Annotated in this window: 17 protein-coding genes; 8 read left to right on the top strand and 9 right to left on the bottom strand. The window is 58.7% G+C overall.

Translation table 11 applies throughout. The features are described from left to right. Positions 1-549 precede the first annotated feature (549 nt). From U5A52_RS22845 to U5A52_RS22815, 7 genes are all read right to left on the bottom strand, one after another. Entirely contained in the window at positions 550-2,424 is a 1,875-nt protein-coding gene (locus U5A52_RS22845) for an alpha/beta fold hydrolase (RefSeq protein WP_321936337.1), read from the bottom strand. Then, the gene (locus tag U5A52_RS22840; RefSeq protein ID WP_321936336.1) at positions 2,425-3,312 is read right to left on the bottom strand and encodes a branched-chain amino acid ABC transporter permease; all 888 of its coding nucleotides are present in this window, start codon (positions 3,310-3,312) and stop codon (positions 2,425-2,427) included. It abuts the gene before it with no gap. Beyond that, positions 3,312-4,091: an ABC transporter ATP-binding protein gene (locus U5A52_RS22835; protein ID WP_321936335.1), complete on the bottom strand. Its 780-nt coding sequence runs from the start codon at positions 4,089-4,091 to the stop codon at positions 3,312-3,314. The genes U5A52_RS22840 and U5A52_RS22835 overlap by 1 nt, the downstream gene beginning before the upstream one ends. Further along, on the bottom strand, positions 4,072-4,818 hold the full coding sequence (locus U5A52_RS22830) for an ABC transporter ATP-binding protein (RefSeq protein WP_321936334.1): 747 nt from the start codon (positions 4,816-4,818) through the stop codon (positions 4,072-4,074). Before U5A52_RS22830 ends, U5A52_RS22835 begins: the two co-directional genes overlap by 20 nt. A 52-nt stretch (positions 4,819-4,870) precedes the next feature. Next, on the bottom strand, positions 4,871-6,121 hold the full coding sequence (locus U5A52_RS22825) for an ABC transporter substrate-binding protein (RefSeq protein WP_321936333.1): 1,251 nt from the start codon (positions 6,119-6,121) through the stop codon (positions 4,871-4,873). 879 nt (positions 6,122-7,000) lie between these two features. Next, positions 7,001-7,198 (bottom strand): hypothetical protein, encoded by a 198-nt coding sequence (locus U5A52_RS22820; protein ID WP_321936332.1) that lies wholly within the window; start codon positions 7,196-7,198, stop codon positions 7,001-7,003. Positions 7,199-7,452: 254 nt separating this feature from the next. Beyond that, positions 7,453-9,141: a methyl-accepting chemotaxis protein gene (locus U5A52_RS22815; RefSeq protein ID WP_415774043.1), complete on the bottom strand. Its 1,689-nt coding sequence runs from the start codon at positions 9,139-9,141 to the stop codon at positions 7,453-7,455. Between the two features lie 346 nt (positions 9,142-9,487). Between U5A52_RS22815 and U5A52_RS22810 the strand changes: the two genes are divergently transcribed. Beyond that, entirely contained in the window at positions 9,488-10,210 is a 723-nt protein-coding gene (locus tag U5A52_RS22810; protein WP_321936330.1) for a LuxR family transcriptional regulator, read from the top strand. Between the two features lie 781 nt (positions 10,211-10,991). Here the strand turns inward: U5A52_RS22810 and U5A52_RS22805 are convergent. Further along, on the bottom strand, positions 10,992-12,062 hold the full coding sequence (locus tag U5A52_RS22805; protein WP_321936329.1) for an aldose 1-epimerase family protein: 1,071 nt from the start codon (positions 12,060-12,062) through the stop codon (positions 10,992-10,994). After that, complete coding sequence (locus U5A52_RS22800) at positions 12,055-12,843, bottom strand: inositol monophosphatase family protein (protein ID WP_321936328.1); 789 nt, start codon at positions 12,841-12,843, stop codon at positions 12,055-12,057. Before U5A52_RS22800 ends, U5A52_RS22805 begins: the two co-directional genes overlap by 8 nt. Between U5A52_RS22800 and U5A52_RS22795 the strand changes: the two genes are divergently transcribed. The 7 genes from U5A52_RS22795 to U5A52_RS22765 all read left to right on the top strand — a co-directional run bounded on the left by U5A52_RS22795 (position 12,842) and on the right by U5A52_RS22765 (position 20,859). Further along, entirely contained in the window at positions 12,842-13,351 is a 510-nt protein-coding gene (locus U5A52_RS22795; RefSeq protein WP_321936327.1) for a hypothetical protein, read from the top strand. The two genes, U5A52_RS22800 and U5A52_RS22795, sit on opposite strands and share 2 nt — an antisense overlap. Positions 13,352-14,778: 1,427 nt before the next feature. Continuing rightward, positions 14,779-15,576, top strand: a complete 798-nt coding sequence (locus U5A52_RS22790; RefSeq protein ID WP_321936326.1) for a glycerophosphodiester phosphodiesterase — start codon at positions 14,779-14,781, stop codon at positions 15,574-15,576. A 144-nt stretch (positions 15,577-15,720) separates the two neighbouring features. Continuing rightward, positions 15,721-17,298 carry an ABC transporter substrate-binding protein gene (locus U5A52_RS22785; RefSeq protein WP_321936325.1) on the top strand — a complete coding sequence of 526 codons (1,578 nt, stop codon included), beginning with the start codon at positions 15,721-15,723 and terminating at the stop codon, positions 17,296-17,298. Positions 17,299-17,309: 11 nt separating this feature from the next. Further along, positions 17,310-18,179 (top strand): ABC transporter ATP-binding protein, encoded by an 870-nt coding sequence (locus tag U5A52_RS22780; protein ID WP_321936324.1) that lies wholly within the window; start codon positions 17,310-17,312, stop codon positions 18,177-18,179. Then, the gene (locus U5A52_RS22775; RefSeq protein ID WP_321936323.1) at positions 18,176-19,048 is read left to right on the top strand and encodes an ABC transporter ATP-binding protein; all 873 of its coding nucleotides are present in this window, start codon (positions 18,176-18,178) and stop codon (positions 19,046-19,048) included. Before U5A52_RS22780 ends, U5A52_RS22775 begins: the two co-directional genes overlap by 4 nt. Further along, positions 19,042-19,968 (top strand): ABC transporter permease, encoded by a 927-nt coding sequence (locus U5A52_RS22770; RefSeq protein WP_321936322.1) that lies wholly within the window; start codon positions 19,042-19,044, stop codon positions 19,966-19,968. The genes U5A52_RS22775 and U5A52_RS22770 overlap by 7 nt, the downstream gene beginning before the upstream one ends. A 12-nt stretch (positions 19,969-19,980) precedes the next feature. Beyond that, positions 19,981-20,859: an ABC transporter permease gene (locus U5A52_RS22765; RefSeq protein WP_321936321.1), complete on the top strand. Its 879-nt coding sequence runs from the start codon at positions 19,981-19,983 to the stop codon at positions 20,857-20,859. Positions 20,860-22,391: the final 1,532 nt, after the last annotated feature.

Below are 22,391 nucleotides of genomic sequence, written 5' to 3'. Positions count from 1 at the left end.
GAACGACTTTCTCTTTCCCTCCTTTCATGCAATCCACGATGAGATATCGTGTGAGAATTCTTTCGATTAGATGTTATTAATTCGCATACCTAATGATGTTGTAAATGTTTGTGTTCACGTCGATCGCAATCTTCCTGTTTGAAGGTTTCAGTGCGTCCGGGCGACGGTCCGGGATAAACCGTCGCGCGGCTCACATTCGGTGGTGCTGACTCCCGCGAGCTCGCACACCCCCGGCACAGCGAAAGCCAGCGATCGCGCCGACGCGGTCACAGACCGATCCCGGCTCCCTGAATCGCCTTCCTTCGATATAACAGTTGACGCATGCCCCATTGAGGGTGCGCGCGTTTGACACTGGCCCGCTCATCCTGGCAACGATGCACCGGCGGAAGCAGGTCTGCAGCCAACGTAGTTAGCAGTGACGCTCCACCGGTCGGTGACAATAGCGTTGGTAGCCGCGCCGTATCCGGTAGCGAGCGGGTTTTGGGCCCACTATCAAGGCCGCAGCTGACCATGGAGACTCACCGAGGTTGCCCCCTCGCCCCTAGATGCTCACGCGGCCCTCTCTCGCCCCTGCATCACGCGCCCGCCGAAGATGCTCGAAAAGGCAGCATCAAAGGCTTCTGGCTCATTGAAGAATGGCGCGTGACGGCCGTTCTCAATGTTGATGAGTGGATGTTCCCAGCCCTCACTGTCACAGATGCGTTGAATATATTCGTGATTCAGGAACGGGTCGTCGGAGCCATTGATAATCGCGAAAGGAATCTTCCCCTCCCACAGGAGCCTCATCTGCCTCGGCCAATTCACGACAGGCAACTTCGCGACCATATACGCACGGGCACGCCCGTCCGTCCGGGGCAGGTTACGGTGCATGAACTCGCTTTCCGGACTCCTGGGCGCCGTTGCGGAGTCGGCGTAATTCTGGCGTTCTTCAGCCGTAAAGTACTGCTTCCCCGTCAGCACCATGTGATGGCTGGGAACATAACCAGCGGCGAAATCGTCGGGCACTACTGTCAGCGGGGAGGTTCCGCAGATCGCAAGACCGGCGAGTTCGATATTTGCACGTGCCCCGAGTTCGAGCGCGACATATCCACCCAGGGACCAGCCAAACACGATCGGTCGTTTAACGCCCATTTCCTTCAGTACGATCTCGGCAACTTCCGCATATGCCGGTACGTTGTAGCCTGTCTCAGGTTCGGCGTTGTCCGATACACCATGCCCCGGAAGATCGAACGCAATCAGGCGGAAACGGCCGTGGAGTGACGTAAACTGATGGAAGAATGATTCCTTGCACGCAGAGTTTCCGTGAATAAGGAGAAGTGGCCGGCCGCTACCGCCGGTATCCGATACGGCGATCGTCCCGAAGCGCGTATTGATATACGTTTCTTTCGCCCCGTTCATGCGCGCTTCACGCTCCGCCTTGCCAAACCGCCGGCGAAATCTGGCCAGCAACTGGCTGCGCGTAACGTCGACCAGCTCCCGCATTTCCTGAATGAAGGCCCAGAGTCCGCCGGGGTAGAAGACCAGGACCAGCACGATGATGGTACCGACGATAATCTCCCGCCAGGCGCCAAGGTCGGCCAGTGCCTCCGAAAGACCCACCATCAGGAAAGCGGCTGCGAGTGGCCCCCACAGCGTGCCGGCGCCGCCGACGAGCAGTATCGACAGGATCGTCGTCAGGAACCCGGTGCCATAGACTTCCGGTGATGCCACTCGCACGTAGGAGCCATAGAACGCACCCGCGAGGCCAGTAAACAGAGCGCTCAATGCAAGCGCGGCTACCCGGGTTTTTGCTTCGGAGACACCACGCGCGATACCGAGATACTTCTGGTCGCGGAGGGCAACAATAGAGCGGCCGATGCGGGAACGCAGCGTGAGATAGATGAATGCCGTGGAGGCGACGAACAGCACCAGCGCAGTGTAGTAATACCCCAGTTTCGTATCCCGAATAAACGGATAGGCGCCGATTTTCAACCCCGGCAGGGACACGATGCCCGACGTACCGCCCGTCCAGTCGGACTGACTCACGGTGATCTGGTACAGGAGCTGACTCACAGCGACGGTGACGAGAATCACATAGATCCCGTCGAGCCGCAACACGGGCAGCGCAATGAGGACCGCGAGCAGAACGGCTGCCACGCCGCCTAGCACGATCGCAATCCACGGCGAAACATCGAGAAACTTCGTAGACAGCGCATAGACGTAGAGGCCGATCGCGAACAATGCGCCATGCGCAAAGTTCAGCAGGCCGCCAAAGCCAAGACTGAGGTCCCAGTTCGAGGCCACGATTCCATACACGAACGCCAGAATCAGAAGGTGGCGCACGTACGCGTCGTGGACGAAGAGTGGAGCAATCGCGGCCGCTGCAAGCAGGACGATCGCGGGCCGAAGACCGTTTGTACGGTGAAAGGAAGGATCGTAGCGCATTTAGACTGACCTCTGCCGAGTTGCAAAAAGCCCTTCAGGTTTCAGCACAAGCGTTGCGATCATGAGGGCGAACAGAACTGCGGGCGTCCAATAGAGCCCAATGAAGTAGGTAGAAAAGGCTTCGACGACGCCGACAAGGAGCGCGGCGTAGATGGGCGAAGTAAACCGGGCCACCCCGCCGAGAATCACAACGATGAGGGCCTTCTGCAGTGGATCATCGCCAAGCGCTGGCGTCATGAACCGGATGGAGCCTAGGAAGATACCCGTGATACCCGCGATCGCTCCCGATATACCGAACACCAGAGCGTACAAACGTGGCACGTCCAGGCCCATCATCTGTGCCGCCTCGCGGTTTTGAGCAACGGCTCGCATGGACCTGCCGAGCGTTGTCTTCAGAAGGAACCAGCCGAGAAAAGCGAAGGTTGCGGCCACTACAGCAATCATCATGCACTCGCCCGCACTTAACCGGAACATTCCGAGCGTGAAATCGCCTGCCACAGGAAAGCTGATCTGTTTGGAGCGAGGTCCCCAGATGACGTTTAGGAAGTTAACGAGAATGGTGGCGCCCGACAACGTCGTGATCACTGTCAGAATGACGATGTTCGGCTTGCGCGCAAATGGGCGGATAAGCAGCGTCTCAAAAACTACGCCGAGCGCGAACGTCCCGACCACGGCGGCCAGCGCCCCGATCCAGAATCCCAGCCCAAAACCACCGGGGTTACCGACTTGCCACGCAATGTAAGCCGCTACTGCGATGAATGCTCCATGAGCGAAATTGAAGATGCCGAGGGTGGTCCAGATGATTGCCAGACCAAAAGCCATCAGGGCGTAGAGGACCCCGAGTACCAGGCCGCCCGTCAGGATTGAGATCAGAGTGTGGATGTTCATCAGTGTGTCCTCTTTCCGAACATTTCGGCCATCAGCGTTTCATGATCCGGAATCTCGGACTGCTCCAGGCGTCTGGAAATCGATCCGTGGTCGAATACGTTCAGCGTGCCGACGAGGTCGCGCAGGAACTCAACATCCTGTTCCACCAGAATGATCGGGATGCCGCTCGCCCGAATCGCGTGAACGCAGTCAGAGAGTTCGATCCGAACCTTCGGGGACAGTCCGAGGGTAGGCTCGTCAAGAATCATGAGTTTGGGCACTGCGAGGATGCCGCAGGCCATCGAGAGCATCTGCCGTTCACCGCCCGAAAGAAACCGCGCTTTCGACTTCAAACGTTCCTTCAGTCGCGGGAACAGTGCGAACACCGACTCGGGATCGCAGACGCGTCCCGTACCTCGCGCAGCTGCGGGAGCGATCGACAACACCTCCGCGACCGTCATGTCGGGGAACAGCGTGGATCCCTGCGGCACGTGAATAAGCCCTGCCCTTGCAATTCTCTTTGGATCCATGCGGCGACGGGTCAGCACGTCGTAGTTCAGATTCCTTGAGCGACGTGCCTTCCTTTCCGTCGGAGCGTTGAGCCTTTCCCCGTCGAAGACGATGGAACCCGACCATGGATCGATGACGCCGCTAAGCGTTTTCATCAACGTCGATTTCCCATGACCATTAGGTCCAAAGAATCCAACACATGCCCCTTCCGGAACTGTCAGGTCGACGTTGCTGAATATCTGCGTTGGCTCGTAGCCCCCGCTCAGGTTTTCAACTTGCAAGAGGCTCATATTTCTTTCCCAGGTAGGCTTCAATCACACGCGGGTCAGCAATAACCTCGTCGGGACGACCATAGGCGACGAGCGTGCCGTAATCGAGAACGGCGAGCCCGTCGGAGACAGACGTAAGGAGTGGAAGCACGTGTTCGATAAGCAGGATCGTCATGCCAAGCGATTTCAACTTCAGGATCAGCACCTGGATGCGGGCGACTTCATGAGGGGTGAGACTCGATGCCGGTTCATCGAGGAGGAGAACCTTCGGCCGTAGCGCCAGGGCCGACGCAATCATGATCAACTTTCGGAGAAACACCGGCATGGTGCCCGCCGCAGTGTTGTGCATGTTCGCAGGAAAGCCGGCCAGGTCGAGCGCCCATTCCGCCGTTTCGAGGTTGGCGGCAAACTTTCCGTGCCCCGCCGAGTTTTCGACCGCCACAAGGACATTGTCGATTGCAGACAGGGACGCGAAGACGCTTTCACGCTGGAACGTGCGCGCCAGGCCCAGGCGTGCGATCTCGTGCGATCTCAGCCTGGACACGTCACGCCCACCGAGGACCACCCGGCCCGAGTCAGGGCCGAAAGGCGTCTTCGTGATGATATTGAAAAACGTGCTCTTGCCGCTGCCGTTCGGTCCGGCGATTCCAAGAATCTCGCCTTCGTTGACCGACAGACTGACGTCGCGCACCGCCCGAATGGCGCCAAACGATTTTGACGCCTCGGAGATTGATAACAAGGGTTGCATGATCAGGCTTTCATTTGTGTTGCATGAGCCGGCATTCGCCGGCCTTGCGAGGTCACTTCTTGATCCACGGCGGAGTCATGAAAGGCGACGCAGCATACTTCGCGGGTCCGACAAGCACGCGTTTGCCATCCTCGAGCTGCCAGAAAGTCGTCGGGACGTTGTCCTGGCCCAGCAGCGCGACGTGAGTCTTCGGGTCGAACTTGATCCGCCCCGCCACGGTGTCCTTGTTGATTGCGCCAATCGCGTTGCCGATTGCCTCGTGCTTTGACGGGTCTCCGACGGTCTTGAGCGCATCGAAGTACATGTTGGTCATCTCGTACAGACCAACGCCGTAGACACCGCTGTCGATGCCGAACCTTTTCTTGTATTCAGCCAGCAGTTTCGGACCGCGCGGCCATTTGGGCGTATCGAGTGGAGCGTTGATCAGATCGTAGAGAACCCCGGTCGACTTCTGTCCCGTGAGCTTGACGAATTCAGGCACAGATGGCGCGTACTGGAGGAAGACCAGACTATTGGTTGGATCCTCGAGGAACTGTTTGAGAAAGAGCGCAGAGTTTCCCGGCAGGTAGTCCGTGTTGATGACGAGATTTGGCTTCGCCTTGCGTACCTTCGTGAGAATGGGTCTCCAGTCTCCGACTTCGCCGAATGGCACAATCTCGTCCACAGCAAGCTTCCAGCCATCCGCCGCGAACACCTTCTTCATGCCTTCGGAGATCCCCTTCGAATAGGGGTTGTCCGACGAAATGATGGCGACGGTTTTGTCTGTGATGTCAGCCTTTCGGGCTGCGGCAAATGATTTCACTGCCGGGAGTACGTCCGTCGTGTACCCGGAGAAACTCGCGGTGTAGGACCAACAGCACCAGTAGTCCTTTGGTGCCTTGCTGACGATGGCTGCTACCGATGGAGACGGCCCCGCCGAAATGTAAGGAATCCCGTTTTCCTTGAACAGGTTGATCTCGAACATCGAGAGACTTGCATAGCCGGTCAGGACAACTTCCACACCCCCGGTGTCGGCAAGGCGCTCGACGGCACTGGTGACGTTCGCTGCAGAGCCGTCCTTGACGTCGGACACCGCTACCTTGAAGGTATATCCCGCAATGCCTCCTGCGGCATTTGCTTCATCGACTGCCCATTGCACGCCATTGACGAACTCTCGACCGTCGGAAGCGCTCGGGCCCGTGAGCGGTGCAAGCACCCCGATCTTGATCTCGGTAGCGTGGGCGATTCCGACAGAGGCGCCAGCAAAGAATGGAGTTACCGCGAGTGTGCGCGCAATGCGCTTGAGTGTGAGAGTGCCGCTCATGAAGGGTCTCCTTGTGGAAAAAGTCTGTGAGCGAACTATGCTGCTGTCATATTTCTGTGAGAACTAGCAAAGTTTGCAAAAGCGAAGCACTTCGAAACGCGATAAGGTTTATTGCGTCGCAGCAGCTGCGGACTTAGCCTGGAAGATGCGGGTAAACGCGCGTTCGACTCACCAGAAGATATGAGTAATCGAGTGACGGCTTTTGATTGTCAGCGGCGCCCAGCGTTAATTCATCGCACGTTCTCGCGCGCGGCCAGGCGAGTCATGCTCTTGCCAAAAGGCGCGCACTTCAGCCGTCTCTCGACGCGCTGCTCACATGCAAGCGACGGCAAGGCTGCGTGGACTGTACGACGGGTCTAGCGACCCGAGGCAGTGTCCTGCAATCGGATGTGCCTGCGGTTCAGGCGAGGCCATATGAAGGTTCAGGTCAACGTGTGCATCCGGCGCGTTGATGGAGATGAAGAACCGGTGCGCGGTACGATGACCGGGGAGTCGCACTACACAGCCACCCACACGCGTTCTTTCCTGAAAGACGTGGCCACGTTCTGCGACCATTCAGTTCTGGTCCCGTACGCGCTACCTATACGCTATGCACTCATATCTGGTGTCGAAGGGTTCTGTGAGCGACGATTGAGTTCGATGTTTCGAAATCCGGGGGCTGGTGTACAGGGTGATCCGAGTTGGTGTCTGGTTGTCACAAGGATCGCGGGCATCGGCGCGCGCATCCGGAAGTATTACGAGACGCGTGAGCGCCAGGTTACCGTTGAACATTCCGGCGTAGGTGGCCCGGTTGCTTCTTGGCGCAGCGACGTGGCGCGTATCGTCGAACCGAGAGTCCCGTCACCTGCCACGAACGTTGCTGTGAGCCGCCAACGGCTTTCACACCGTACGTGACCGCTCGAAGACGATCCGGTGTGCAGAGACGCTGATCACGCGAACAAGGCCGTCTTCAACAAGTGCGCACAACAATTCGTCGACCTGAACCGTCGAGCTCCCAAGGCTCTTCGCAAGCTCGACAGCCTGATAGACGCGACCATGCTCCATCGCCTGTAGAAGATCACCGGCACACAAGTCCATTTCCAATCTCCCCAGTCTCGAGACGCACTCTCAACAATCCCGATCGTCCTGCTATTTCAGTTCACGCAACCGTCGATAGCAGCCTGAACGGCTCGTAGCGAATTGCCGTCGCGGGTAAGCGACGACGCCTGCACGCGAGGATCAAGGTCGGGCACTATAGTGAAAGAAACGGATCGAATGCCGCCATGATCCTCGAAAGCGCACTGTACCGCACTGCACCGTGCATCGCCCATCAATGCAAATCGCGCTCGCGATCAGTACTGCTCCCATTCGCTATTACCCGGCCTCGCCAATCGCGTGGATACAGATCGCCCCCGAAGCGCGGATCGTTCCGAAGGAGCTCCGCCGGTGTTCGGCAGAGAAGGTATCGCGGGCCCTCGCATTCCTTGCGACGAAGTCTCTGGTAGTTTGAACACGCTGACGGCCTGTGTGAGTCGCTCAGCCTGATCCTGCAGCGACTGCGCCGCTGCCGCTGCCTGCTCCACCAGCGCGGCATTTTGCTGCGTGGTTTCGTCCATTTGCGTCACAGCGCGATCGACTTGCTCAATGCCCGTGCTCTGTTCATCGCTCGCAACGGTGATTTCTCCCATCACATGACTGACACGCCGGATACTCGTGACTACCTCATCCATGGTGGCACCGGCTTGCGCTACCAGCTTGCTGCCCTCGCCGACCTTTTCGACCGAATCGCCGATCAACAGTTTGATTTCCTTGGCAGCGGCCGCAGAGCGCTGTGCCAGTGTGCGGACCTCCGCTGCAACCACGGCGAATCCGCGACCTTGCTCTCCGGCACGGGCTGCCTCCACGGCAGCATTCAATGCCAAAATATTTGTCTGGAAGGCGATACCATCGATGACGCTAATGATGTCCACAATCTTCCCGGACGAGTTGCTGATGGTGCTCATGGTCTCGATCACACGACTGACCACGGCGCCGCCCTCAGTTGCGATCTGCGACGCTGACGCTGCCAGCTGATTGGCATGACGCGCATTCTCCGCGTTCTGTTTCACTGTTGACGTCAGTTGTTCCATTGCGGAAGCTGTTTCCTCCAACGAGGCAGCCTGCTGTTCGGTACGTGTTGAAAGATCCTGGTTGCCGTAGGCAATCTGAGCCGAGGCAGCGGCGATCGCGTCTGTGCCCAAGCGAACGTCGGCCACGATCTGCTGCAGGCGCGTGTTCATCGTTTGTAACGCTGCGATCAACTGTCCGGCTTCATCGTTAGAGTGGACCGCAATCGACTGGGTCAGGTCTCCATCAGCCACGCCCTGTGCTAGTTCCACGGCACGATTCAATGGTGCCGAAATGGCCCTGACCAGCAAGATGCCCATGATCACTGCGACCGAGAGGCCGGTCAGAATCGTCGCGATCGTCAGCGTCAGGAAGATTCTGTACCGCGCCTCCGTTTGCACATAAAGCTGCTTTCCGGCGTCTCGCTGAACCTGGACAAGCTGGTTCAGTGTCTCGTTCGCGCCATTAAATAGAACCTGAACCGGTCCATTGAATCGTTCGGTCGCCTCGCGATAATCGAGGTTATTCAGTGCCTCGATAGCGGGTTGGATACCCTCGAGTGACAGCTTCTTGTATTGCGAACTGAATTGCTCCGCGAGTTTAGCCTCTTGTGAAGACATGTCTGTTGCGAGGTATTCCTTCCAGATTCTCTCGCCCTCCTTCTGTGCCTTCTCAACGCGCTCCGCGTTCTTGCCTGAATCGCTGTAGCCGCCGAGGAGCGCCGCCGAAATGGCAGCATATCGGCTCGCGTTCAGGGAATCACTAAGCTGTCCCAATTTAACGAGAGCAATCATGTGCTCTTCGTACATAGATTTTGTATCGACGCTCGCCCGCTGCAGGCTGATCAGTCCCACGACGCCGAAAAGGCCAAGCAATGTCGACAGGAACCCGACAACAAAGATCAAGCGTGCTTTGATGGAAAAGTTGTTAAACATAAGCTTCATTGTTATTAAGTACCCTGCACAAAAGCGACTCGAGATCAACTCACTGGGGAGCAAAACAGGCAGCCGCGATTGCTATGTCTGACAGTTGTCGGCTTCCCTGGTAGCGCCGGATGCTTATGGCCAAGGACGTCTCCGTAAGAACACGTCAGAAGAATTTGACTGTTTTACAGAGGCACGCACGGCTCGGCCGTCGTCTACGAGGATTGACCGAGACCTGTCGCCGAGCATGGTGGGTTCCCTTGACTAATGTTTGTGCACGGACTATGCTCGCGCCATAAATGTCTGGGAACTGGTAAAGTTTGCAAAAAAGGAAGCACTTCGGACGGCGGATGATCATATGTTGCACGAAGGCTACTCTTTCGATTTTTCGAGCGCGACTTCGGTCAAGGAACTTGAAAGCATCGCGACCCAGTTCGCACAATCGATCGGCTGCGACTACTTCAGCTATCTGATGACAAGGTGGCCGGGTAGCAAGGTTGCCAGCAAGGATGTCGTGTTTCTCTCGAGCTATCCGGCCGAGTGGATGGCGCGATATCTTGCCCGTACATATCAGTTCTACGATCCCGTCGTAAGTCTCGCTCAATCAAATCGCCTCCCTTATTACTGGGGCCAACGCGGTTTTCTTCGCTCCTACAATAAAGCTGAGCGCTACGTTTTCCACGAAGCTGGAGAATTCGGTATTCTGGAAGGCTATTCAGTACCGATCGTCGGTCCTGATTTCGATGCAGGGATATTTTCCATCGTCGTCGATGCACGCAATCAAATCCCCGATATCGTGGAGGCGAGGGTTGGCCAGCTCCAGGTTTTTGCGACAAAATTCCATGACGCCGTAATCCGCCTGACAAAGATTGGCGCATCGGATGAAGATGACCATCTGACGGCGCGCGAACGAGAAGTTTTAACGTGGACGGCCGAAGGTTATTCCAGTGAAGCCGTCGCCGCCAGGCTGGGTCTATCCGCATCCGCTGTCAATTACCACGTCACGAATTGCTGTCGAAAGCTGGATGCGGGGAACAAGGTTCAGGCCGTGGCTCTCGCGATTCGACTGAACTTGATTTAGATTCCTGATGATTTATTGGTGGCCGTCCGTCCGGCATTCTGCGGTCGGTCGCCAACAGCAATCCGCACACTTTCCGCGGCGGCGAGGCTCGCACGCAGGCCCTTCCCACACTCAGGTCGGAACAACCGGTTGCCCGCCTGCTCCGCGGCCACGTTCTTGCATGCCAGTTAGGCCGTGCCTGTTGGCCTAACCATTTCCTCGCCCTAGAGCGGACGGCGCGTTTTGAGGCGATACCTTAGGCATTCTGAGCAAACCGATGGCGGTATCGTGCGCTCCATCGCGAACGGGCGGTACTTTGAGCGCGGAAGCCGGATCATGTCCTTCGCGTAACATTGATGACGGTCCGCGGAATCCTTCAAGGGAAGGTGGTTGCTCGCGAGAACTGTCCAGGCACGACTACGCGCGACGGTCGAAGGCAGATGCAAATGAAGCGTTTCGACAGCACCGCCGTGAAGATTCGCAGCACACAAGGGCCGACAGAACGCCGGCTCCAACTCAACTATAAGGAGTCCGTGTTGATGGCGTTGGCGACTCCGGTGAATAATGTCCCTGCCGACGTGCCATGACGTTGCGCAGCGCGATCCGCGCATACGCTTGCAGTGGCATTGAACGCGGTGTCGATGACCCGTCATCCGAAAAGACCGTGGCGAACCAGGGGCGGTCCTTCGTCGCCGTGGCAACTGATCCGGGCAGGAAGCCGTACAAGGATCCTGCGGAAGGTCGAAAGGTAGAACTGCGTAATAATTGCCAGATTGGTTGTGCTCGCGCGGGAAAGCGTTCTCTACTCGCAAGCGCCTGACTTTGCGGCGTCACCAAGCTCAAGCGTGATCGCGTACTGTCGGGATTCGCCACCCTCCAGCGTCATTGAACTGTCGTTCGCATTTGCCTGCGGATCAAATGGCCGGGCCGGCTCGAGGCCCAGCGCATAGATGCCCGATTGAAAGGCGCGCCAGATGCCGAAGACCGGCAACTGACTGCGACGGTACGAGATCCGTGCGCGTAACCCGCCCAGCACGGTGCCATTTCTGACCTCAATCGTAGCGGTCGGCTTGCCCGTGGTAACCGGGACACCCTGATAGTAATCCACGAAATCGTCCCGCGGCCGTTTGTCCTCCGCGTTAAACAGTGCGGTCGTCTCGCTGCAGAGATCGCCCGCTATCTGTGTCGCCTCGTCCAGGAAAGGGTACCCGAAGTTGATGTGGTACAGGATCGCGTGCGGCGTCGGACGGAAGCCCTGGTTTTGAACCGTATCGCTGACATGGATCATTCCGCCGTGTACGCTGAGGGTGATGCGCCGCTTCAGCACGAGGTTTTCGCCGAACACCGCGCTCTGCCTGATCACACCTTCGGCCCAGATAACCGGTTCGTCAGCATGCCAGTCGATCCCATAGCCGCAAAGCAAAGCTCGCTGGCTGGAAATCCGCCCATGCAGCGGATGAAAGACCTCTTTCCTGTGCTTATGGATATAGCGGCCTCCATCGTCCCTGCGCGCGCCGCCTATATGGTCGAGGCCGCACGTTACCAGAAAGCCGTCCAGGTTTCGATACAGGCCAACGCCATCTTCGGCGTCAACGGAATGGGGTGGCCAGGGCATGCCGTTGGCACTATTCCAGCCGATGTTCACGCCTCGCCAGGTTACCGCGGAGATATCAAAGCCACGGTCCACGGCAATTTCAAGTCCGATACCGGTCGCGTTACGAACGAACAGCAGCCGTTGTCCGCGGCCTGGGCCGTCCTCAACCTGCAACAGACGTATGTCCGCGATACCGCGGCCATCCACCGTACGCTTTCGCCACTCCTTCTGCGGCAATTCGCGGATCTCACTGGCTGCGCCCATACCCGAGTCAGTCACGTGTTGATCCCTCGAACGGCCGGTTGCCATCCATACGCGTGAGCAACGGACGAACTCTCGTCAGAAACGCGTCACTTCCGCATGCGAAGCGCAGCTTGTCGTCCAGACCCGTGGAATCCCAGTCAATCGTATGCGCCACGCCCAGATTGGCGAGAATGGGTAGTGCCGCCATGACATCCCATGTCGAGTCGCCCAGAGAAATGTAGCCGTCGGTCTCTCCCATCGCCACCGAAATGAGCGAAGCCGTTGCGGAACCGTTGACCCGAAAACTGATTCTTAGCTCGTCGCAAATGTAGCGTATCGCTTCCAGGCGTTCGTTCGTCGGCACGGAGGGATGGAAGCTGAGCCCCGTTGAAGCCTGTGACATATCGAGTGTCGGCAGCGGCTTCATCGGCGTTCCATTGAGCGTCGTAGCGAAACCGCGCCCACCAGCAAGCATCAAGTCCCGGATCGGCGCATAGATGACGCCAAACACCGGCCGATGGTCTTCATAGAGGCCAATCGAAACTGCCCAGTCCTGGCTGCCACGCACAAAGTTAAACGTCCCATCGATCGGGTCAATGACCCAAACGCGCCCGGAAGTCCCGGCAATATTGCCTCCCTCTTCTCCGAAGACACCATCATCTGGAAACGCCTCCTGCAGGTGAGCAACAATAACCGCTTCAACAGTTCGATCCGCTTCGGTTACCAGGTCCAGGGGGCCTTTCTTCTTGACCGCCAGGTTGGCCAGCGAACGGAAATGGTGACGTCCAATCTCGCCACCTTTGCGTGCGATTTCCATGACCACCGACACGAAATCATCGGTGGAGTACGTTCGGGTATTCCTGTCAACTGACATTTACTTCCTTCCTGATGTTGGCGAACGGATTTATCTCGTCAGAAAATTTCCAGCCGTCCGGTTCACAAAACTCGAATTCGACCTGCCGATTCCGCGTCGTGGTTCGGCGGTCGTTCCGACTGCCGGCGTTTCTTCATGGCTCGTACCACCACTGAAGATGAGCTCAAGCAGCGTCGCCAAATGCAAGGTCATCAATGGCTCTTTGCCCGGCGCTGCAGCCGCCGAACAATGCATCTATCTCGCTGGAAAACACGTGCGCCCCGGAATTGCACAGGCGCATGGGACCCACGAGGGGAATTTTCTGGCCCTCCTTGAATACACTCACGAGGGCCGCGCAGCCAACCTCGGCCATGCGGGCATCGGGCACCGTGAGCGTTGCATAATTCTCGACCAGGACATTGATCACGTAGCCCCGGTAGCAATAATCTCGTTCCATCACTTTCACGTTTAATGGTTCAGTCAACTTGCGAGGAAACCGCAAATCAGCATGCACGGCCAAAGGCTGCTTCCTCGATGGCGGCTCCGGCCTGTCAGCCCCTCACATACCACCCGACTTGAACACGCCCATCCATCCCATATCCATTCAGTACCTCAAATCTTTCTCCGGGCGCCAGATGCAGGGTCAGTATTGGCCTCACCGGCTGTGCGGCTCGACCGACACGTCACGCGAGTGAAATGCCGACTGCCGGACTCCAGAAGCGCTCCCGACAGTTCCCAACTGGCAAAGTCAAAGGAGGAGGATTCCGGCAGAGGGGTCGCCTGCGAACTGCTCCCGGTTTCAGGCACCATCGCCACAAGCGCACACAACCGAAGGACTGCGACGACGTAGCCCACCAACACACCCTGCTTCCCGGCGTTCGTCGCGCACTGCAAACGCCAACGTCGCGCCGGTTGCCGCCGTGACGGGGTAGCGCCCTGTTTTCAGTGGACGCCACAATTTTATTACACATCATGTGTAATAAATGTGACAGCGGAGCTATCGAGACGTCGCGGGGGCCGCGGGGTCATGACGCGGAGCGCCTGGGTAACGCCTCGACTCCCGGCATCACCCGGAAGATCGCCCCGCCTGGACGCCCAAGACTCGACTTCAAGCGGGCCCTGGCGAGAGGGGTGAGCCGACGGCGAGACCCGGAGGGGATCCAGGTCAGCAATGCGGAATCACACGTATTTCGGGCTCTTACGATGCGAACGCATACCCGCTTGCCGTTCGCAACTCGACCTGACAACGCTTGCACAGGACCGGGGGGCAAGCAGGTCGCCGGACGAACACTCCACCAGTTCCGGGACACGCAGTTTCTAGCGCGCCGGATTACCGTGATCAGGCCGGTTGCGCCCAACGAGCCCACCTCTATCAAAGGCTCGTAACATTAATTTCACACAGCACGGGTAATATTCGTCTGTGCTCGCAATCGCGTCCGGCGGGCAAATTGACCGGGGAGTACAAGTCCGTGCGCCTGATCAGCCCTTAACTGAGGTGGCCAACCTCACAGCATCCAGGTGAATTCCTGGCAAGGACAGCAGCAATGGCGTATTGCGCCGAAGGCCGGGGTGTTCAGGTTTGCACAAGACGGCAAGTCCCCCCAGCTTGCTTTTGGCGGGTGCCCCAAACCATCGGGGATGCCGGGCTGCCCCCCCGTGAAATGGGTCGATCGGTGCCTGGTCTCGAACGATCTGGTTGACAGGGCAGAAGGCCGATTGCACTGGAGCCGACGCGCACGCCTGCGAACGACGATTTCCCGGATGGGATCGATCGTGCGCAAACAGCGGCACTGATGGCTGATACGCCGCCCGGACCACAGTTCGCGCCGGTCGCCCCATCCGATGGCTCCTAAAGTTCGTGATTTGTTCGCGTTTTACCAACCAACAACAGAAACATCTATGTCACCGCTTCTTCGTTCCTCGACAGGAAAAATTCATATTTGCGGCCATCGTGGCCACAGCACCGGCGCTCCCGAGAACACGCTTGCTGCATTTCGCGCAGCACGTGCACTCGGCGGGACGACGTGCGAAACAGACCTCGTGCTGTCCGCTGACGGTGAACTCGTGCTGGTGCACGATGAGACTGTTGACCGCACCTCCGACGGCAAGGGTCTCGTCTCGAAAATGAAGCTTGCCCAGTTGAAGGAGCTTGACGCTGGAAGCTGGTTTTCTGCTGAATTCGCCGGCGAACGGGTGCCTACATTGCGCGAGGCGCTGGTGCTTGCACGCGAGATCGGTCTCACGCTGCAGGTCGAGCTGAAGATTCAAGGCAGGGATGACGAGCTTTTCCCGAAAACGGCAGCACTGCTTGACGAACTGGATGCTCACGACCTTGTAACGTTTTCGTCGTTCGACTTCAAACAGCTGCGTGACATCAAGCTTGAGATTCCGAAGGTTCCGACAGTCGGCATCACCCATTCGCGGCTCATTGATCCGGTTTCGATCGCCAGGGAAGCGCTCATGGATGCGGTCAGCATCGAGTGGCCCCAATTCCCCGCTGGGGACGCCATCCGGTTGCACGAGAACGGCATCGCAGCCCATCTGGTTGTTCCCCGCCCGAACATGTTCGCCCGGCACGCCGTTTACGGCGAGGATCTCGAGAAACGGCTCCAGGAGTGGATTGCCACCGGCCAGGTTGATCAGGTGCTGGGTGACGACGTAGGTTTCGTCTCCCGCGTGGTCAGCGGCCATAGTTGACAGGGATATCGTCGGCTCCGGTGTCAGTACCCGAGACTTTCTCGATCCAGCGTCGGAGAACACACTGAGGGTTCGTCCTCGCCGATCCGGAGTCGATGTCCGCGCCTTCTCATCAGCAACACCAAAGTAAAGAGATCAAACCAAATGCTCAAAACAGCTCGTAGAGACTTTTTGATTCGCTCCGGTGTCGCAGCGCTGGCATCGGCATCGGGTGTCAGATTCGCATTTGCTGCCCTGGAGGACAACCGTCCCGAATTGCGCATCGCGGTCCAGAAGAACCCGGAAACGCAGGAGCCCGTGGACATCCCCTCCAATGTCGCTTTCCGCAACAACTATTCGATCCACGAAACGCTGCTGAAACTCGACTCGACCGGGCAGTTCTCGGTGCAGCCGAACCTCGCGACATCGTGGCGCTGGATTGACGAAAAGACGCTCGAGGTAAAACTCCGCAAGGGCGTCATTTTTCACGACGGCCGTGAGATGACCGCCGAGGACGTCGCGTTCTCCTTCGGTCCGGAACGTCTGACGGACCCGAAGTCTCCTGGCTATCCCGCGTACCTGATCAACTTTTCGAGTATTGATCATGTCAAGGCAGTCGACCCCCAAACGGTGCGCTTCGTCACGAAGTTCCAGGACCCGATCCTCCTCCAGCGCCTTGCCGGCTACGCGGCTGTGGTCATCAGCAAGGATGCCTGGATCAAGCTTGGTGGAAACTGGGCGAGCTGGAAGCAGAAGCCCGTCGGAGCGGGGCCGTACATGGTTGCGGAGTCGATCACCAACGACCACCTTGCGCTGGTGTCCAATGACCGGTACTTCCGCGGCAAACCGCCGGCACGGAAAGTGACGTTCCGCGTTGTCCCAGAGGTTTCAGCCCGCATTGCCGGACTGCTCGCCGGCGACTACGACATTGCGACGGACCTGCCGCCGGACCAGCTCAAGGTCGTCAACAAGGCGCCCGGCTACAAGATTGTCGGCGGCCCGGTTCCAAATGACCGGATCCTGTTCCTCGACAAGTACAACCCCGCGCTCAAGGACCCGCGTGTTCGCCAGGCGCTGAGCCTCGCTATCGACCGGCAAGCGATTGTCGATTCGATCTGGAACGGCCAGACGGTTGTACCGAACGGGCTGCAGTTCAAGCAGTACGGTCCGGTGTATCTCAAGGATCGCCCCCGGTACAAGTACGATCCCGCGAGGGCAGCGCAGCTTCTGAAGGAAGCCGGTTACAAAGGCGAGAAAATTTCGATTCGCTCGCAGAACAACTACTACACGGCGGAAAATCCCGTCAGCGAAGCGGTCGTTGCCATGTGGCAGGCCGTCGGCGTCAATGCAAAGCTCGAATTTGTACCGGGCGATGGCCTGTTTGCCGAGAGCGGTCGCTCCACAGGCAACTGGTCAAGTACTGCAGTGATCGCGGATCCGTATGTCTCTTTCTATTCGATCTCGTTCGGCAAGAGCGCAATCATGGGCACGAGGCACATCTGGGTCAATGATGAATTTGATGCTCTGGGCGCAAAGCTCGAGAAGGCCGTTGATCCCAAGGATCGCGCCAGGATCTTCTCCGACATGCTGGATATCATTGAATGGAATGATCCCGGCGTCATTGTCCTTCACCAGAATGCCGTTTTCTACGGAATCTCCAGCAAGGTGAACTGGAAGCCGCAGCCGGCCTTCTCGATGGACCTCGGTCCGGGAAGCCTTTCATTTGCCAGTGTGACGAAGTGAGACTGAAAGCAATGACTCAACCCGTTCTCGCCGTCAGAGATCTGAGCATTTCCTTTCCCGCCGGCAGAGGCCAGACGACGGCGGTCAAGTCCATCTCTTTCGACCTGAACGAAGGTGAGATCCTGGGTATCGTCGGCGAGAGCGGCTCCGGCAAGTCACTGACCTGCCTCGCCGTCGCCGGCCTCTCTCCAGCGTCGGCGCATGTCACCGGCACGGCGACGATCTGCGGCAAGAACTTCGACGCCAGCACGCTGCCGAAGGCGCTGGCACGAAAGCAGTTGCCGTCGATCGGCATGATCTTCCAGGAACCCGTATCGTGCCTCAACCCGGTGCGCACCGTCGGCGACCAGATCGCCGAGGCGGCCCAGAGCGCCGGCCACCCACCGGAAGAAGCGCGCCGGATCGCATTGCAGCTTCTGCGCGACGTCGCAATCGCGGAGCCGGAGAAGCGTTACCACTACTATCCGTCCCAGTTCTCGGGGGGTATGTGCCAGCGGGTCATGATCGCGACGGCGCTTGCCCTCGAGCCGCAGCTTGTGATTGCCGACGAGCCCACCACTGCCCTCGACGTGACTGTCCAGGCGCAGGTGGTCTCGCTTCTCGTCTCTCTGGTGCGCCAGCGCGGAATTGCGATGATCTTCATCAGCCACGACCTTGATCTGGTCGCTGAAGTCTGCGATCGCATCGTCGTCATGTATGGCGGCGACATCCTGGAAGTCGATACGACCGAAAACATTTACGAGCGGCCGCGCCATCCGTATACGCGGCTGCTACTGGACGCGATGCCGGGGCACGGTGAACCCCTCACCCGGCTTGTCGAAATGCCTCCGGACTGGCGCCTTGAAGCCGCATCGTCATCGCCGGAGACGGAGTTGCCATGAGTTCGAATACAACAGGCCGGACGACGGTCCTCGAAGCTTCCGAGCTGGATTTCACCTATCGCGCTGGATTTTCGCTTTTTGCGAGCCGCCGCGAGGGCCATCACGCCGTTCGGGGCGTTTCCCTGACTCTCGGGCAGGGGGAGACGCTGGGACTCCTGGGCGAGTCGGGATGCGGCAAATCCACCCTTTCGGCACTCCTTTGTGGTGACCGCCGACCGGATAGTGGCGCTATGAGGTTGTTCTCGGAGCCGTTCGACAATTTCCTGAAGCCGAGCCGTCGCCGACTCGCTCGCGTGCTTCAGGTCGTCGCTCAGGACACGCTCGGCGCCTTCGATCCGCGCCAGACAATCGGTCGCCAGATCACGGAAGTGCTCGCCATCCATTCAATTGGTCAAAGGTCGGAATATCGCGACAGGGCAATCGAGGCACTGAGAGCCGTGGCTCTCCCAAGCAGCATGCTGGACCGCTATCCGCACCAGATATCGGGCGGTCAGCGTCAGCGGGCTGCTATCGCCCGGGCGCTCGTGACGGAGCCCAAAATCCTGCTTTGCGACGAGCCCGTTTCCGCGCTGGACGTCTCGGTTCAGGCTCAGGTTCTCAATCTCCTGCTCGATCTGCAGCAGCAGCGTGGGCTTTCGATCCTGTTCATCAGTCACGACGTCCGCGTCGTGCGCCACGTCTCGCATCGGGTTGCCGTCATGCAGATGGGGCGCGTCGTCGAGACCGGTCCAACAGAGCAGGTCTTTTCTTCACCGGCCAATCCCTACACTGCGAAGCTGCTCGCAGCCGTCCCAAAGGGAAGACGTCGGTCAAACCCAGCAGGCGCCAATGCCGCGCCTCGCATCCTCGGGGAGAACGCGGCATGCTGAAAACGATGCTCGGCGCACTTTTGCGCGCGATCCTGACGGTCCTTCTGGTCGTCACCTTTACCTTCGTGATGCTCCGCATCAGCGGCGATCCACTGCACTCGCTGCTGCCGATTGAAACGCCGCCGCAGGTGGTCGACATGCTGCGCCACGAGTGGGGCTTTGACCGTCCCCTGAGCGAGCAGTATTTCACCTATCTTGGCCGGGTCCTGACTGGCAATTTTGGAACCTCGCTGCTCAGCGGCCAGAATGCCCTCAGCCTGATCATGGAAAAGGTTCCGGCGACCCTGCAGCTGATGGGCGCAGCACTTCTGCTGGCGCTTGTTGTCGGTATCCCGCTGGGCATCATTGCCGCGCGCTACCGCGGCGGTTTCGTCGATCGTTCCGTCATCGGTCTCGCGGTGCTCACCCATTCGGTCCCGACGTTCCTGACCGGCATATTGCTGATCCAGCTCTTCGCCGTGAAGCTCCGCATCCTGCCTTCAGGAGGCGGCTCGACTCCTGCTTACATCGTGATGCCAGCGCTGGTGATCGGCCTCTACAACGCCGGCGTGATTGCCCGATTCGTTCGCTCCAGTGCGCTCGAAGTGATCGGTCAACGCTATATCCTTGCTGCAAGGGCAAGGCGCGTTTCGGAATGGACGCTGATCGTTCGCCACGTCATGCCGAATGCGGCGCTGCCGCTTCTGACGTTGCTCGGGTTCCTGCTCGGTGGTCTGATCGGCGGCTCGGCAGTCATCGAGGCGGTGTATGCCTGGCCTGGAGTCGGCAACCTGCTCATCGACTCCGTCAACTCGCGTGACGTCGCTGTCGTGCAGGCGATTGTCATTCTCATCACCATCGCCATGGTCAGTGCGAATCTGATCGTCGATTTTCTCCATGCAATGGCCGACCCCCGCCTGCGCCATTCCGGACATTCCTAAGGAAAGGCCCCCATGTCAGATCTCACTCCCACGGCCCCGAAAGCCCGCTCGAGCCTGCTGCACCGCCTTCCACAGGCCAATCTCCTGCTGGTCGCATGCCTGGTCGTTATCGCCGCACTCATCGTCGTGGCGATCTTTGCCGACAAGCTTGCTCCGTACGGCTTCATGCAGATCGACCTCAGGGCGCGCAAGCTGCCTCCCCTGCAATTCGGCAGCACAGGCACGCACTGGTTCGGTACAGACGAAATGGGCCGCGACATCCTGAGCCGCATCTTTTACGCGCTGCGTATGAGCATGTTGATCTCGCTTGGCGCTGCCGTCATCAGCATGGTCATCGGCACGACCCTCGGTCTGGTCGCCAGTTTTCGTCGCGGTATGTCGGATGCGCTTATCCGGGTCGCGGTCGATTTCCAGGCCTCCTTGCCGTTCATCATCATTGCCCTTGCCGTCCTGGCATTTCTCGGCAACAACCTGACCCTCTTCATTTGCCTGCTCGGCCTTTACGGATGGGAACGTTTTGCCCGACTGACGCGCACCATGGCGGCACTCGAACTTCAAAAGCCCTATATCGCAGCCCTGCATCGCAATGGCGCCGGTGCCCTGCGGATCGCGTTCGTCCATGTATTGCCCAACATCCTCGCCGTGGTCCTGGTGACCCTGACAGTCGTCATGCCGGAGATCCTCATCCTGGAGTCCTCCCTGAGCTTCCTGGGCCTTGGCGTACAACCGCCACAGGTCAGTCTCGGCTCGATGGTTGGCTTCGGCCGCGACTACATCATGACGGAGTGGTGGATCTCGGTCATTCCTGGCCTGGTGATCTTCGTGTTGTCGCTGACGGTCAGCCTTGTCGGTGACCAGTTACGCGACATCTTCGATCCCACCCTTAAGTGAGCACCGCCGCAGTTCATCTGTAAACATGGACGGTGACGATTCCTGCGTCACCGTCCATGTCGTTTAAATTGGCTGCCACTCACCGGCGCGAATACCCTTTACAACGAGAGCCGCACTTTCCGCAGAAGGGCTGAGGTTCTTCTGGAACCTCGACGGCCCACATGCTTCAATCGTTGCCGTCGGGCCCTCGAAACTCATGTAGTCCACCTTGGCCAACCGCGTGCCTCTCAATACCAGAGTCGGCATGAGGCCGCACGACGAAACGGTTTAACGCACCAGGAAACGCCATGGCCGCGGGCACGCGCCTGTGGTTGAGGAGGCGAAAAGACCCCGCAATCAGAAAAGGCGCGGCCGAATTCATGCTGTTCCTCACACAACCAGACGTCTTCTCGGATCGGCGTCGATGACCGGCTTCTGCCAATGGCGACTGACGTGTCGAGCTGACAGGAAGAAGAGGACTCCTGTTCAGGAATCCTGGTGCGGAGATGGCTGCCCCTCAAGCGATAACCAGGCCTCCGTCGCGGTTCATCAGACGGATACGTCTGGGCGACATCCAGCGAATTCGCGCCAGTGCCGACGACAATTCACGCCACAATGGAATGGGTTTCGGCGCTGCAACGAGCAGCTATCCGACATTGAAGAACAGGTTGGTAGCCCTGTATCCGGGACGCGACCGATGGTCGCTCAGTGGCACAAGTCAGTCGCTGGTCTCCGGGACTGGCACAACGCGGGCAACGGGAGCCAGACGTGTTGGCGCAAGCTTCGCGCGCTCGGGGCATCGTCCGGAGCGAGCGCACGTTGGCCAGACTAACCCCTCCCTTGACCCTCATCGAGATCCGCCTATGGCAAGCACGGTGATTGCGGGAGCCGTGCAACTGGTGTGTTCTGGTCGTCGGCCATGGCAGTCCCGCGTGCACTACCTGGTCACGGGGTACCGCGCACGAAGCCCGGCCGGTTAAGTCAGCAAAACCACTTCTCTGGCGCAGCAACCGGCAAGCCAATCCGGAATGCGCCTCGAGCGAGCATTTCAGTACCGCACACACGAGGTACCGCCGAAGCGGCGTCGATGCATCGCAGCGGCGACCTGAATCTGCCGCCCCCTGCTCTCGCACGCCTCCCCCCGGAGACAATCAGGACTCCAAGATATGCACTCGCTTAATAAGCGTGATTGTTGCGAAAAAGGCATGCTGTCACATTTACTACACTATCTGCGTATTAATATTGCATCGCCTGACCGCGGTCCCATCGATGCTCATTACGCTGGCGTGGGTTTGAGGCAGGCATCCTTGCAGCAGAGAAGTGTACCCTGGCCCTTCATATACCGTGATGGGCTCAAGCGGAAGCGTCCACGAGGCGCCTGCCGCCCGGTTGCAAGCCATCAGGATTCGAATGCGTCATCTTTAGTACACATAGTAGGTAGTATTATTCGATGCGACGAATCTCTTGGGCTGCTGCTCAAAAGTCTGAAGGAGTCGGCCTTGTTTCGCGCTATGCCACTGGGCGAGCCCCGCCATCAGCGTGGCAGCGCGCGA

Origin of the sequence: Paraburkholderia sp. J8-2 (genome assembly GCF_905220195.1) — a bacterium.
Lineage (GTDB): Bacteria > Pseudomonadota > Gammaproteobacteria > Burkholderiales > Burkholderiaceae > Paraburkholderia.
The sequence above is the reverse complement of the archived record's forward strand: the minus strand, read 5'-3'. Positions and strand labels throughout refer to the sequence as shown.

Coding starts and splice junctions, on each gene's coding strand:
- U5A52_RS22845 (WP_321936337.1), bottom strand. CDS start 2,424: ATGCGCTACGATCCTTCCTTTCACCGTACAAACGGTCTTCGGCCCGCG.
- U5A52_RS22840 (WP_321936336.1), bottom strand. CDS start 3,312: ATGAACATCCACACTCTGATCTCAATCCTGACGGGCGGCCTGGTACTC.
- U5A52_RS22835 (WP_321936335.1), bottom strand. CDS start 4,091: ATGAGCCTCTTGCAAGTTGAAAACCTGAGCGGGGGCTACGAGCCAACG.
- U5A52_RS22830 (WP_321936334.1), bottom strand. CDS start 4,818: ATGCAACCCTTGTTATCAATCTCCGAGGCGTCAAAATCGTTTGGCGCC.
- U5A52_RS22825 (WP_321936333.1), bottom strand. CDS start 6,121: ATGAGCGGCACTCTCACACTCAAGCGCATTGCGCGCACACTCGCGGTA.
- U5A52_RS22820 (WP_321936332.1), bottom strand. CDS start 7,198: ATGGACTTGTGTGCCGGTGATCTTCTACAGGCGATGGAGCATGGTCGC.
- U5A52_RS22815 (WP_415774043.1), bottom strand. CDS start 9,141: ATGTTTAACAACTTTTCCATCAAAGCACGCTTGATCTTTGTTGTCGGG.
- U5A52_RS22810 (WP_321936330.1), top strand. CDS start 9,488: ATGTTGCACGAAGGCTACTCTTTCGATTTTTCGAGCGCGACTTCGGTC.
- U5A52_RS22795 (WP_321936327.1), top strand. CDS start 12,842: ATGACCACCGACACGAAATCATCGGTGGAGTACGTTCGGGTATTCCTG.
- U5A52_RS22800 (WP_321936328.1), bottom strand. CDS start 12,843: ATGGAAATCGCACGCAAAGGTGGCGAGATTGGACGTCACCATTTCCGT.
- U5A52_RS22790 (WP_321936326.1), top strand. CDS start 14,779: ATGTCACCGCTTCTTCGTTCCTCGACAGGAAAAATTCATATTTGCGGC.
- U5A52_RS22785 (WP_321936325.1), top strand. CDS start 15,721: ATGCTCAAAACAGCTCGTAGAGACTTTTTGATTCGCTCCGGTGTCGCA.
- U5A52_RS22780 (WP_321936324.1), top strand. CDS start 17,310: ATGACTCAACCCGTTCTCGCCGTCAGAGATCTGAGCATTTCCTTTCCC.
- U5A52_RS22775 (WP_321936323.1), top strand. CDS start 18,176: ATGAGTTCGAATACAACAGGCCGGACGACGGTCCTCGAAGCTTCCGAG.
- U5A52_RS22770 (WP_321936322.1), top strand. CDS start 19,042: ATGCTGAAAACGATGCTCGGCGCACTTTTGCGCGCGATCCTGACGGTC.
- U5A52_RS22765 (WP_321936321.1), top strand. CDS start 19,981: ATGTCAGATCTCACTCCCACGGCCCCGAAAGCCCGCTCGAGCCTGCTG.